The organism is Streptomyces sp. NPDC047525 (genome assembly GCF_040643025.1).
GTDB classification, from domain to species: Bacteria; Actinomycetota; Actinomycetes; order Streptomycetales; family Streptomycetaceae; genus Streptomyces; species Streptomyces durmitorensis.
Genome location: NZ_JBEYTL010000001.1, coordinates 1,064,146 through 1,077,069, shown reverse-complemented (window position 1 = coordinate 1,077,069; position 12,924 = coordinate 1,064,146). Strand labels below are relative to the sequence as shown.

Below are 12,924 nucleotides of genomic sequence, written 5' to 3'. Positions count from 1 at the left end.
CAGCGGCAAGGGCCGCCAGGCATGGTCTGCCGCTGACCGGGGCACTCGGGGACCGGGCGCGTACCGCGCGCCCACGTTTCTGGGGAGGACACGATGACGCCGTCTCTCGCGCACCCACGCGGCCGGACCAAGAGGGCCGCCGCCCGCCGCTCGGCGGAGAACGAATCGCTGACGGCGGCGGGCAGGGCGGGCTTCGTCGCCCGTGGCGTCGTGTACGTCCTCATAGGTGTGCTCGCCCTTCGGATAGCCCTCGGCAGCGGAGGCAAAGAGGCCGACCGCCAGGGCGCGTTGGCCGAGGTCGCCGAGCAGCCCTTCGGTGAGGTGATGCTGTGGGCACTGGTCGTCGGGTTCGGCTGCATGGCGCTGTGGCGGGGCTCCCGCGCGGCGGGCAGGCGAGGCCCGCGCCGCAAGGCCGCGTCGCGTGCGCTCGACGGCGGCAGGGCGGCCTTCTACGCCTTCGTCTGCTGGGCGACCGCCACGTACGCGGCCGGGGGGAGCCAGGGGTCGAGCGGCGACGCCAAATCGCAGGACTACACGAAGACCACGCTGGAACTCCCCTACGGCCGCTACCTGGTGGGTGCCGCGGGCTGCATCCTGATCGGCGTCGGGGTCGTGCTCGCCGTACGGGCCATGATGCGCCGCTTCCTGAAGCAGCTGGATCTCGGCTCCCTCAAGGGCCGCACACGGAAGGTCGTCACCGTCCTGGGTGTGACCGGCGGTACCGCGCGCGGCGCCGTCTTCGCCGCCGCGGGCGTCTTCATCGTGACGGCGGCCGTCCAGTTCGACCCCGACGAGGCCAAGGGCGTGGACGCGACGCTCCGCAGCTTCGCGCACACCCCCGCGGGACCCTGGCTCCTGGCCGCCGTCGCGGCCGGGCTCATCCTCTTCGGGGTCTTCTCCTTCGCCTCCGCGCGCTGGCGGAAGCTGTGAGCACGCCGCGTGTCGGGGCCTGCGGCCCGGCGCCTAGAGCGGCGCCGATTCATCGGCCTTGAACGCACCGCCGTGACCCGGCACGATCACATCCGCGGCGGCGAGCACCCGCTGCCGTGACGTCCGAAGGACGGTGTGGTCCGGGGCGACCGGGTCGTCCACCGGGCCGTTCGGCCGCCACCACAGGTCGCCCACGAAGGCCACCGTGCCCTCGGCCGTCCCCGCGAGCAGGGTGATGTCCTCGCGGCTGTGTCCCGGAGTGCGGATCAGCCGCAGCGACGGGGCGAGTTCATGTCCCTCGGCGTCCCGGTCGGTCCACTGGTCGTTCTCGTAGATCGCCTTGTGGTCGTGGACCCTGGCCCGGCCGAACAGACCCACGTTCATGGTGTTGTCCGGATGGTGGTGGCTGAGCACCACGTCGGTGATGTCGTCCGGGCCGAGCCCGAGCTCCGCGAGCGGGTCCAGGATCCGGCTCCGGCTCGCCACCATGCCCGGGTCGACGATCACGTGCCGGTCACCGTCGCGGACGTAGGAGACGGTGGCGGCGACTCCGGGGCCGGTGGAGCCCGTGTAGCCGGTGGTCAGAATCGTGTACACGGCGCTGCGGCCGAGCGGGGCGTCTGTCGGTGCGTCGACCTGGGCTTCTGCCTGTGTGTCGAGCTGTGCGTCTGCCTGGGCGATTGCCTGTGTGTTCGTCATGCCGATGAGTCTTCCGGGCGGGGTGTCCCGCGACGAGTGGCCCTTCTGCCACTGATCGCAGGAAACGTGCCACACTCCCGTATGCCGCCTTTCGTGACCATCGCCGCCTACGCCCCGACGGGCGTCGGCATCCTCGGCGCCGGCATCGTCTCCGAGGTGTTCGACGAGCGGGGCCCCGGACTGCCCCGCTTCGACTTCGCCCTGTGCACCGACCGGCCGGGGCAGGTCCGCACCGACGCCGGGCTGCCCATCACCGTGGAGCACGGCGTGGAGCGGCTCGCCGCCGCCGACCTCGTGATCGCCCTGCCCTGGGCCGACTTCCGTACGCCGCCTGCGCCCGCCGTGCTCGACGCGTTCACCGCGGCGCACGAGCGGGGCGCGCTGGTCGCGGGGCACTGCGTCGGCGCGTTCGCCCTGGCCGCCGCGGGACTCCTGGACGGGCGGCGCGCCACCACCCACTGGCGGTTCGCCGAGCTCCTTGCCCGGCGCCACCCGGACGTCACCGTCGAGGCCGAGGCCCTGTACATCGACGAGGGGCAGATCGTCACCGGCGCGGGAGCGGCAGCGGGCTTCGACCTCACCCTGCATCTGCTCAGACGCGAGTACGGGGCGGCCACCGCCAACACCATCGCGCGGGACCTGGTCCTGCCCTCCCACCGTGACGGCGGCCAGGCCCAGTACCTCGCGGCTCCCGTACCGGAGGACTGCCAGGACGACCGCCTGGCCGACGTGCTCGCCTGGGCCCGCGAGCATCTGCACGAGCCGCTGCCGGTCGCGGAGCTGGCCCGCCGCGCCCTGATGAGCAGGCGCTCCTTCGCCCGCCGCTTCACCGCGGCGACCGGCACCACTCCGCACGCCTGGCTGGTCAACCTGCGGCTGAGCGGCGCCGAGGAACTCCTGGAGACCACGGACCTCCCCGTGGAGGAGATCGCCCGCAGGGTCGGGTACGGCAGCGCGGCCGTCCTGCGCGAGCAGTTCGTACGCCGCCGGGGCGTGCCGCCGCGCTCCTACCGCCGTGCGTTCACGCGGACGCCGTAGACGCGGGGAGCCCTAGGTGAACGAGGGCATCTCGCCCTCCGTGGTCGTCAGGTCGATGATGCTGAAGGTGGCGCCCTGCTGGTCGGCGACCGTGGCGAAGCGCCCGAAGGGGCTGTCCATCGGGCCGAAGAGCAGGTGGCCGCCGAGCTTGGCGACGGTGACGATCGTGGCGTCACAGTTGTCCACGGCGAAGTGCACGTTGAGGAACGGCGGCACGTCGGGCGGGAAGTCCTCGGTCATCTTGAGCCGGCCGAGCACCGGCTGCCCACCGGCCTCGAAGACGCTGAAGTCGACATCGTCGACGTCCATCTTCTTCACCTCGAAGGGGAAGACGGAGGGCAGGAACGCGTCCGCCGCGGCGGGGTCCCGTGTGGTGAGCTCCGCCCAGCAGTACGCGCCGGCCTCGCCTGTCTTCTCGAAGCCCTCGTGGGTGCCCGGCTGCCAGACGCTGAAGTACGCGCCGCTGGGCTCCTGGGCCGTGGCCATGGTGCCGAAGTCGCCGACCTGCACCGGCTCCATGGCGAGCGTTCCGCCGTTGTCACGGATCTTCGCGGCCGTCGCCGCGGCGTCGGGCGAGGCGAAGTAGAGGTTCCAGGCGGCGGGGCCGCCCGAGCCGCCCATCTGCGGGACCACCGCGGCCACGGCCTTGCCGTCCGAGCGGGCCTGGGTGTAGCCGCCGAACTCCTCCGAGCCGCTGTCGAACGTCCAGCCGAGCACCTCGCCGTAGAAGCTCTTCGCGGCCTCCACGTCGGGGAACATCGCATCCGCCCAGCAGGGCGTGCCTTCCGGGTACGCGGGCATCGCGAGGGCCTCCTTCCGGGGGAATCCTGTCGATTTCACGCTATTCGAACGCGGGCCCCCGCGCCCCTCGGACGACGAAGAGTCCGAGGCGCAGCCGCTCACTGCTCACTGCTCACCGCTCGCCGCTCACCTCGCGCCGAAGTTCTGCGTCCACCAGGGGCCTCCGCTGCCCTGCCGGTAGCCGATGCCGATCTCCTTGAAGGAACAGTTGAGGATGTTGGCACGGTGGCCGGAGCTGTTCATCCAGGAGTCCATCACCGCGGCCGGGGTGCGCTGGCCCGCGGCGATGTTCTCGCCGTAGGTGCTCCACTGGTAGCCCGCCGCCGTGACCCGGTCGCCGGGGTCCTTGCCGTCGGGGTTCGTGTGGTCGAAGAAGTCGCGCTCCGCCATGTCGTCGGAGTGGCCCTGCGCCGCGTTGCCCAGCTTGCTGTTGAGGGTCAGCGGGCCGCAGCCGCTCTTGGCGCGCTCGGCATTGGCGAGCCGGGTGACCTCTGCGCTGTACGAGGAGCTGCCCGCCGGGGCCTGCGGCGCCTGGGGAGCGCTGGTGGAGCGGGTGGGCTTCGGGGTGGTCGCCTTCGGCTTCGGCGTCTTCGTCTTCGACGGCGTGGGCTTGGGGGACGGCTTCTTCGTCCGGCTCGGGGACGCGGAGGGGGACTTGCTGCGCTTGGGTGCCGTGGTGGAGGGGGCCGCGGATGAGGGCGGCTGCGAGGCGGTGAGCGGCTGTGCCTCGGTCTGTTCGTCGTCCGAGGGGCGCGTGGCCGAGTAGATGACCCCGGTCGCGATGACGAGCACGGCGACGCCCGCTGCCACGGTGCGGCCCTTGCGCGGCATCCGGTGGCTGCGCTGTGCGGCATGTCTCGCCGGAGCGCTGCGGGAGCCGGATATCTCGTACGTGTTCGGGGCCGTGGTGTGCGCGTCGTTCGGTATGTGCGGTGGGCCGGCCGCCAGGTGGTGCGCGTCGGCCGCGCTCACCGCCCGTATCGCGCCGGGGGCGGCAAGGGCTGCGGTCGGCGGCACCAGGGCGACGCCCACAAGGAGACGCTCGGCGAGCACAAGGCCCGCGCCGTGGCCCGAGCACATCGCGCAGTCACGGACATGCCGGGCCAGGCGCTTGCGCCAGAGGCCGGAGGGAGTGCCGTCCCACGGGGCCACCACGTCGCTCAGGTACGGGCACCGGGGCTCCGCGGCCAGCGCCCGGACCACGATCCGGGCCGTCTCCAGCTGGGTCTTCATCCGCTGCACACGGACCGTGGCGTGCTGCGTCGGCAGCTCCATGGCGGAGGCGACCTCCGCACGGGTGAGCTCGCCGGAGACCTCAAGCCACCACAGCGACAGGAGCGCGCGGTCGTCGGTGTCCAGCCAGCGGGTGGCCTCGGCCACCTCGCGGCGCTGGCCCACCAGGCCGAGCCGGATGATGGTCAGGTCGACGAAGTCCGCGCCCGGGTCCACGACGTCGTGCGCCTCGTGGAGCGGGCTCGGGCTCTTCTGCCCGGACGCGCGCTGCTGCCAGTGCCTGCGGATCTCGTTCATGGCGATGGCGACGAGCCAGGACCGGAAGCTCGCCGGGTCGCGGAGCGAGGCCAGGCCCGCGAGCGCCCGCAGCATGGTCTCCTGCACCACGTCGTCGACGTCGGCATGCCCGTCGAGCGCCCGCCCGACGATGTTGTAGACCAGCGGCAGATATCCGGCCACCAGCTCGTCCTGCGCCTGCTGGTCCCCGGTCTGCGCCGCCGTCACCAGAGGATCGTGTTCACCGATCATGGACTGCCTCACTCGCTTTCTTCGTCGGCACGTTGTGGCCTTACACCTGGGAGATCGCGTGAGCGCACGGAGATAACAGAAATCCGCGAACGGAAATCTGCGGTGAGCATACGCACCCGGTGGACGAGAGCGGAGTGTGTGGCCATCCGTCTGGACTACCCAGATATGTGCGGTTATGACGTGTCTGGCGGGAGGGTCACACCCCCGGCAAGCACTCCTTCACCGCCTCGATGAGCCGCGCGGACCGCGCGTCGCCATGGCCGATCATCCGGTTCGCGGTATAGGCGAAGCCCACGCCGAACTCGTCGTCGCCGAAGGCGAACTGACCGCCCGCGCCGTCGTTGCCGAAGCTGCGTGCGCCCAGCATCGGCCGGAACCGCGGTGCGTCGAGCAGGAAGCCCGAACCCCAGCGGGCGCCCAGGTCGGGGAAGCCCGACCAGGACGGGCCCTCTGTGAGTTCGCGCACGGCGTCGGTGACGGTTTCCCGGGTGAGCAGCCGTGCCGAGCCGTCGACTCCCGTCGCCGCTGCCGCGTACAGCGTCGCCAGTGAGCGCGCCGAGGACACCGCGCCCGCGCCCGGAATCTCGGCGCGCAGCAGCGCCGGGTCGTTCCAGCCGTGCGGCGCGTCGAGGCCGGGGAAGGCGAAGGCCCCGTTCATCGTCACGATCCGCATGACCAGGGACTCGGGATCGGGGTTCCCCGGCCTGCCCGCCGCCTCGGCGAGCCGGGCCAGGTGGGCCACCTCTTCCTCGGGCAGGCCGATCCAGGTCCGCAGGCCGAGCCGGTCGCCGACGGCCTCGCGGAAGTACGCGCCCGGGGTGAGGCCGGTGACGCGGCGGATCAGCTCGCCGAGGACGAAGCCGAAGGTGTGCCCGTGGTACTCGTGGGCGGCGCCCGGCTCCCAGAGCGGCGCCTGCTCCTCGATCGCGCGGGCCACCGGCGTCCACCCGGCGATCTCGTCGAAGCTCAGGGTGCGGTCGAGGACGGGAATCCCGGCCCGGTGCGCGAGGACCATGCGCGGTGTGATCGCCTCCTTGCCCGCGCGTGCGAACTCCGGCCAGTACCGGGCCACCGGGGCGTCGAGGTCCAGGCGCCCCTCCTGGGCGAGGAGATGGACACAGACACTGACGACACCCTTGGCGCAGGAGAAGACCGGCACGACCGTGTCCTCGTCCCACGGGCGCCCGGTCCGCTCGTCCGCGACACCGCCCCACAGATCGACGACCTTGCGGCCGCCGACGAACACCGCTACGGACGCGCCGAGTTCACCGAACTCCGTGAAATTCCGCGAGAAGACGTCCGCGACCGCCCCGAACCGCTCGTCGGCCCATCCGTTGTGCTCCACCGTGACTTCTCCTCTTCCCGTGATCGACCGGGGAACGGTATGTGGTGGGGGCATTCATCTCCAACGCATTTACGCGGGAAGGGAGATCAGGAGCGATTCAGCGGGAGAGGAGATCCCGCAGGGCCCCGGCGATCTCGGCGGGCGCCTCCTCGGCCATGAAGTGGCCGCAGGTGACGGGCGTGTGCCGCAGGTCCGGTGCCCACGCGCCCCACAGGGCCGCCGCGTCGAACCCGAGCGCGGAACCCCAGTCCTGCTGGAGCACGGCGACCGGCATCCGCAGCCGGTTGCCGGTGTCCCGGTCGGCCCGGTCGTGCTCGACGTCGACACCGGCGGAGGCGCGGTAGTCGGCCACGATCGAGGGCACCGAGGCGCGGCAGGCATCCAGATAGGCGCCGCGTACGTCGGCGGGGATCGCCCGGGGGTCGTTCGTCCAGATGTCGAGGAAGTGGCCGAAGAAAGCGTCCGGAGCTGCGGCGATCAACTGCTCGGGCAGGCCCGGGGGTTGGGCCATCAGATAGAGGTGGAAGCCGACGGCGGCGGTGACGCCGTGCATCACGTCCCACATGTCCAGCGTGGGCAGCACGTCGAGGCAGGCCAGGTGCGAGATGGCGCCGGGGTGGTCGAGCCCGGCGCGGAACGCGACCAGGGCGCCGCGGTCGTGCCCCGCGAGCGCGAAGCGGTCGTGGCCGAGGGCGCGGGCCACGGCGACGACGTCGGCGGCCATGGTGCGCTTGGAGTACGTGGTGCCGTCCGTCTCCGCGGGTTTGTCGCTCGCCCCGTATCCCCGCAGGTCGGGGCAGATCACCGTGTGGTCGGCCGCGAGGTCGGCGGCCACGTGCCGCCACATCAGATGGGTCTGCGGGAAGCCGTGAAGGAGCACGAGCGGCGGGCCCGAGCCGCCGACGGCCACGTGCAGGGAGACGCCGTCCGCGACGGGTACGCGCCGGTGGGTGAAGTTCTCGATGGCAGGGGTCATGGGTGGTCGCGTCCTTCGCGGTGGCGGCACAGGTGCCGGAAAGGTGCCGGAACAGGTGCGGAACAGGTGCCTCCAAGCCTGCGGGGCGCCGATGAGCATCCGATGAGCGCGCTACCGTGACCAGGAACGATGGTCACGGAAGGGTGGTTCGGGGTGCCGGTCGAGTTCGGCGTGCTCGGGCCGGTGACGGCCTGGGACGGCGCCGGCGCCGCAGTCGCGCTGAAGGGGCCGCGGCACCGCGCGGTGCTCGGCCGGCTGATCGTCGCCCGCCGCCGCGTCGTCCCGGTCGCCCGCCTGGTCGACGACCTGTGGGCGGATCCGCCCCAGGACGCGGTCGGGGCGGTACGTACCTTCGTGGCCGCACTGCGCCGCGCCCTGGAACCGGAGCGCCCGCCGCGCGCGCCCGCCCGGCTGCTCGTCACCGAGGGCCCGGGATACGCCCTGCGCGCCGAGCCCGGCGCGGTCGACGCCTGGCGGTTCGAGCAGACGCTGACCGAGGCCGCGACCCTGCCGCCGCAGGACGCCCTCGACCGCCTGGAGGAGGCCCTCGGCTGGTGGCGCGGACCCGCTTACGCCGGGTTCGCCGAGGAGACCTGGGCCCGCGCCGAGCGCACCCGCCTCGGCGAGCTGCGCCTGCACGCCGTAGAGCGCCGGGCCGAGGCCCGCCTCGACCTGGGCCGGGCCGCCGACGCGGTGCCTGACCTGGACGCGCACGTGGCCGACCACCCCTGGCGCGAGGACGCCTGGCGGCTCCTGGCCCTCGCGCTCTACCGCACCGGCCGCCAGGGCGACGCGCTCGCCGTCCTGCGCCGGGCCCGCGTGCTCCTGATCGAGCAGCTGGGCGTCGACCCGGGCCCGGGGCTCCGCCGCCTGGAGACGGACATCCTCGGCCAGGCCCGCCACCTCGACCCCGCGCCGCCCCCGCCCGGTGACGCGGCGGAACGCGTGTGGGCCGAGGCCGCCTCCGCCTACGACCGGACCGTGGCGTCGGGCGCCCGCGCCAGGCTCGACTCGACGGTGAGCCTGCTGCGCAACCTGGCGGTGACCGGAGGCGGCGGCCTCGAAGCCGCCCGCGAGCACCGCCTGGCGGCCGTCGAGGCGGCCGAGGAGACGGGCGACGCGGAGCTCACCGCCCGCGTGATCGGCGCCTACGACGTCCCGGCGATCTGGACTCGCGTCGACGACCCCCGGCAGGCCGCGCAGGTCGTGGCGGCGGCCGAACGCACCCTGGCCGCGCTCCGGCCGGACGCGCACCCGGCGGCACGGGCCCGCCTGCTCGCCACGATCGCCCTGGAGTCACGCGGCACCCGATCGGCGCGCGGACCCCAGGCGGCCCGGCAGGCCGAGGAGATCGCTCGCGGCCTCGACGACCCCGCGCTCCTCGCGTTCGCCCTCAACGGCCTTTTCATGCAGACCTTCCACCGCGCCGGTCTCGCCGCGCACCGGGACGCGATCGGCGCCGAGCTCGTCGCCGTGTCCGCCCGGCACGGCCTGGCCACCTACGAGGTCCTCGGCCACCTCATCCGCCTTCAGGCCCGCAGCGCGCTCGCGGACTTCCCCGGAGCCGACGGCCATGCCGCAGCCGCGGACCTCCTGGCGGAACGTCACGAGCTGCCGCTGGTGGGCGTGTTCACCCGGTGGTACGAGGCACTGCGGCTCACCGAGACGGGTCGGACACCGGCAGCCGATGCCTCGTACGCGGAGGCAGCCGCGCGACTGGACGGCGCGGCCATGCCCGGCCTGGAGCGGGGACTGCTGCCGCTCGCCCTGCTGTGCCTGCGCCTGCGGCACGGACGGCCCGACGCGACCCACGTGACCGATGTGACCGACGCACGGATCGGCCGGATACTGGACGAGAGCACGGACTGGGGACCCTACGAGCCCTGGGCCCGCCCCCTGGTGCTGCTGTCCCAGGGCCGCCGCGGCGAGGCGGCCGAAGCACTGCGCCGACTCCCGGACCCACCCCGCGACCTGCTGCTTGAAGCCATGTGGTGCCTGGCAGCCCGAGCCGCGATCGCCGTCGGCGACCGCGAGACGATGAAGCGCGCCCATGCCGAACTGACCCCAGCAGCAGGGGAGTTGGCGGGCGCGGGCAGCGGCCTGCTCACCCTGGGCCCGGTGGCACAGCACCTGGATGACCTTGCCGCCGCGCTTAAGGGTGGCCCTCGCTGAGCCTGTGACGCGGCGAGGCCCTCACTCCGCGCTGCGGGGTGAGGGCCTCGTTCTGCTTCAAGTGGGTCAGCCCTTGAGGGTGTTGACCTCTTGGGTCAGGGCCGGGACGACGTCGAAGAGGTCGCCGACCACGCCGTAGTCGACGAGGTCGAAGATCGGGGCCTCGGCGTCCTTGTTGATCGCCACGATCGTCTTGGAGGTCTGCATGCCCGCCCGGTGCTGGATCGCACCCGAGATGCCCGAGGCGATGTACAGCTGCGGCGAGACACTCTTGCCGGTCTGGCCGACCTGGTTGGAGTGCGGGTACCAGCCCGCGTCCACCGCGGCACGCGAGGCACCCACAGCGGCACCCAGCGAGTCGGCGAGGGACTCGATGAGGTGGAAGTTCTCCGCGCCGTTCACCCCGCGCCCGCCGGAGACGACGATGGCGGCCTCGGTCAGCTCCGGGCGGCCGGTCGACTCACGCGGCGTGCGCGCAACGACCTTGGTGCCGGTGGCCTGCTCGGAGAAGGAGACCGTCAGGGCCTCCACGGCGCCCGCGGCCGGGGCGGCCTCCACGGCGGCACTGTTGGGCTTGACCGTGATGACCGGAGCGCCCTGGGAGACCCGGGACTTGGTGGAATAGGAGGCGGCGAACGCGGACTGCGTGGCCACCACACCCTCACCGTCGGCCTCCAGGTCGACGGCGTCGGTGATGATGCCGGACTTGATACGGACCGCGAGGCGCGCCGCGATCTCCTTGCCCTCCGCGGAGGAGGGCACCAGCACCGCGGCCGGGGACACGGCGTCGTAGGCGGCCTGCAGCGCGTCCACCTTCGGCACCACCAGGTAGTCGGCGAACTCGGCGGCGTCACTGGTGAGGACCTTGACCGCGCCGTGCTCGGCCAGCGCGGCCGCCGTGTCAGCGGCGCCGTTGCCGAGCGCCACGGCCACCGGCTCACCGATACGGCGGGCCAGCGTCAACAGCTCCAGGGTGGGCTTGCGGACGGCACCGTCCACGTGGTCGACATAGACGAGAACTTCAGCCATGGGACTTCAATCTCCTGCGGTTACGAAGAAGTTGGGCAGATTTCAGGGGTGGCTGAAGCTCAGATGAACTTCTGGCCCGCGAGGAACTCAGCGAGCTGCTTGCCGCCCTCGCCCTCGTCCTTGACGATCGTGCCCGCGGTGCGCGCGGGACGCTCGGTGGCGGAATCGACCTTCGTCCAGGCACCCTCCAGGCCCACGTCCCCGGCCTCCAGGTCCAGGTCGGACAGGTCCCAGGCCTCGACCGGCTTCTTCTTGGCGGCCATGATCCCCTTGAAGGAGGGGTAGCGCGCCTCGCCCGACTGGTCGGTGACCGACACCACCGCGGGCAGCGAGGCCTCCAGCTGCTCGGAGGCGGCGTCGCCGTCACGGCGACCCTTGACGACACCGTCCTCGACCGAGACCTCGGACAGCAGCGTCACCTGCGGCACACCCAGACGCTCCGCAAGCAGCGCCGGAACCACACCCGCGGTGCCGTCGGTGGACGCCATACCGGAGATCACCAGGTCGTAACCGGCCTTCTCGATCGCCTTCGCCAGCACCAGCGACGTACCGATGATGTCGGTGCCGTGCAGATCGTCGTCCTCCACATGGATCGCCTTGTCCGCACCCATCGACAGCGCCTTGCGCAACGCGTCCTTGGCATCCTCCGGACCCACCGTCAACACAGTGATCTCCGCGTCGTCCGCCTCGTCCGCGATCTGCAACGCCTGCTCGACCGCATACTCGTCCAGCTCCGACAGCAGGCCATCGACGTCATCCCGGTCGACGGTCAGGTCATCGGCGAAGTGCCGGTCGCCGGTGGCGTCAGGCACGTACTTCACGGTGACAACGATCCTCAAGCTCACGCCGGCTCTCCTACCTGGTGCGGTTCGTTATGACGACGGTATGGCACTCAGTACCCCCTGTAAAGGTACGTAGTGCCAGATAGGCCTTCACGATGCTACGTTCCCCGCATGACTGAGGCGCGCGGAGCAGCGAAGAAGGCCCCCATGCGGGAGGTGCTCGCCAAGGCGGCGTTCCAGTTGTTCCTGGAGCGCGGCTTCGAGCAGACCACGGTGGACGACATCGTCGCGCGGGCCGGGGTGGGGCGCCGCTCCTTCTTCCGGTACTTCCCGTCGAAAGAGGACGCGGTCTTCCCCGACCACGAGAGCTGCCTGGCCGACATGACGGCGTTCCTGGACGCGGCCGACGGCGCCGATCCCGTGGACGCCGTGTGCGACGCGGCCCGGATCGTGCTCCGGATGTACGCCACGAACCCCGAGTTCTCCGTGCAGCGCTACCGCCTCACACAGGAGGTCCCCGGTCTGCGTACGTACGAACTCTCCGTGGTGCGCCGCTACGAACGCACCATGGCCGGCTACCTCCGCGGTCGTTACGCCGACGCCGAGGACGGCTCGCTGCGTGCCGAGGTGATCGCCGCCGCCGTGGTCGCCGCGCACAACAACGCCCTGCGGTCCTGGCTGCGTTCGGGCGGTGACGGCGACGCCGAGGCCGCGGTGGACCACGCGCTCGGGCTCGTGCGGGACGGGTGGGGGAGCGCCGCCACCGGCGGGGGAGCGGCGGCCGACGCCGCTGACGAGGTCGTCGTCATGGTGGTCTCGAAGCGTGCCCCCATGTGGCGCGTGGTGCAGCGCGTCGAGTCCGCCCTCGGCCAGGACTGAGCAAAGTAGCACTCAGTACCTTTACCTTCTGGCACTCAGTGCCATATGGTGCGGATGCGTCGACGCCGAGCGCGGCGCATCCGAGCCGAGTGCAGGTCAATGCAGGGGGTCGAGTCGTGTCCCAGCAGGAATTGAGCATCGCGCCGACAGAGCACGAGCGAACCGGCATGATCTACCAGCGCTGCCGATGGTGCGGCACGGCGTCCTTCCGGCGCATGCTGTGTCCGGTGTGCGCGTCCAGTGATCTGGCGTCCGAGCGGAGCGACGGCGAAGGCGTCGTCGTCCAGTCCAGCGTGGTCAACCGCTACACGGGCACCGCACGCAACGAGTCCCTCGTCCGCTTCCCCGAAGGGTTCGTGTTCCGCTGCCGTGTCGTGGGCGCCTCACCGCACCTGGTGTGGGTCGGCGCGCGTGTGCGGCCCGTGGCCGGGTCCGATCCGGAGACCGGGGAGGCTGTCTTCGAGCTCTGCGAGACGCACACGAGCGTCGACTGGTAGCGCTTCCGGCAGGTG

At 72.1% G+C, this 12,924-nt stretch carries 12 protein-coding genes; 5 read left to right on the top strand and 7 right to left on the bottom strand.

What is annotated here, in order from left to right; genetic code table 11:
- Positions 1-93 precede the first annotated feature (93 nt).
- Positions 94-930, top strand: a complete 837-nt coding sequence (locus ABZ833_RS05030; protein WP_361041063.1) for a DUF1206 domain-containing protein — start codon at positions 94-96, stop codon at positions 928-930.
- Between the two features lie 33 nt (positions 931-963).
- Here ABZ833_RS05030 and ABZ833_RS05025 read toward each other — a convergent pair whose 3' ends face one another.
- Positions 964-1,629 (bottom strand): MBL fold metallo-hydrolase, encoded by a 666-nt coding sequence (locus ABZ833_RS05025; RefSeq protein ID WP_361041061.1) that lies wholly within the window; start codon positions 1,627-1,629, stop codon positions 964-966.
- 81 nt (positions 1,630-1,710) lie between these two features.
- On the opposite strand from ABZ833_RS05025, the gene ABZ833_RS05020 reads away from it, so the two are divergent.
- The gene (locus tag ABZ833_RS05020; protein ID WP_361041058.1) at positions 1,711-2,667 is read left to right on the top strand and encodes a helix-turn-helix domain-containing protein; all 957 of its coding nucleotides are present in this window, start codon (positions 1,711-1,713) and stop codon (positions 2,665-2,667) included.
- Between the two features lie 12 nt (positions 2,668-2,679).
- On the opposite strand, the gene ABZ833_RS05015 is transcribed toward ABZ833_RS05020, so the two are convergent.
- The 4 genes from ABZ833_RS05015 to ABZ833_RS05000 form a co-directional block, all read right to left on the bottom strand.
- Positions 2,680-3,468, bottom strand: a complete 789-nt coding sequence (locus ABZ833_RS05015; protein WP_361041055.1) for a VOC family protein — start codon at positions 3,466-3,468, stop codon at positions 2,680-2,682.
- Between the two features lie 126 nt (positions 3,469-3,594).
- Complete coding sequence (locus tag ABZ833_RS05010; RefSeq protein WP_361041052.1) at positions 3,595-5,229, bottom strand: sigma-70 family RNA polymerase sigma factor; 1,635 nt, start codon at positions 5,227-5,229, stop codon at positions 3,595-3,597.
- A 196-nt stretch (positions 5,230-5,425) separates the two neighbouring features.
- Complete coding sequence (locus ABZ833_RS05005) at positions 5,426-6,574, bottom strand: serine hydrolase domain-containing protein (RefSeq protein ID WP_361041049.1); 1,149 nt, start codon at positions 6,572-6,574, stop codon at positions 5,426-5,428.
- A 97-nt stretch (positions 6,575-6,671) separates the two neighbouring features.
- A complete protein-coding gene (locus ABZ833_RS05000; protein WP_361041046.1) occupies positions 6,672-7,550 on the bottom strand; it encodes an alpha/beta hydrolase in 879 nt (292 codons plus the stop codon).
- A gap of 153 nt (positions 7,551-7,703) precedes the next feature.
- On the opposite strand from ABZ833_RS05000, the gene ABZ833_RS04995 reads away from it, so the two are divergent.
- A complete protein-coding gene (locus ABZ833_RS04995; RefSeq protein WP_361041393.1) occupies positions 7,704-9,722 on the top strand; it encodes a BTAD domain-containing putative transcriptional regulator in 2,019 nt (672 codons plus the stop codon).
- 66 nt (positions 9,723-9,788) lie between these two features.
- On the opposite strand, the gene ABZ833_RS04990 is transcribed toward ABZ833_RS04995, so the two are convergent.
- Positions 9,789-10,751, bottom strand: coding sequence for an electron transfer flavoprotein subunit alpha/FixB family protein (locus tag ABZ833_RS04990; protein ID WP_361041044.1), 963 nt, complete (start codon positions 10,749-10,751; stop codon positions 9,789-9,791).
- Between the two features lie 59 nt (positions 10,752-10,810).
- A complete protein-coding gene (locus ABZ833_RS04985) occupies positions 10,811-11,596 on the bottom strand; it encodes an electron transfer flavoprotein subunit beta/FixA family protein (protein WP_361041041.1) in 786 nt (261 codons plus the stop codon).
- A gap of 108 nt (positions 11,597-11,704) precedes the next feature.
- On the opposite strand from ABZ833_RS04985, the gene ABZ833_RS04980 reads away from it, so the two are divergent.
- Positions 11,705-12,412 carry a TetR family transcriptional regulator gene (locus tag ABZ833_RS04980; RefSeq protein WP_249586211.1) on the top strand — a complete coding sequence of 236 codons (708 nt, stop codon included), beginning with the start codon at positions 11,705-11,707 and terminating at the stop codon, positions 12,410-12,412.
- A 167-nt stretch (positions 12,413-12,579) separates the two neighbouring features.
- Positions 12,580-12,909 (top strand): zinc ribbon domain-containing protein, encoded by a 330-nt coding sequence (locus tag ABZ833_RS04975; RefSeq protein ID WP_249592712.1) that lies wholly within the window; start codon positions 12,580-12,582, stop codon positions 12,907-12,909.
- The last annotated feature ends 15 nt before the right edge of the window (positions 12,910-12,924 follow it).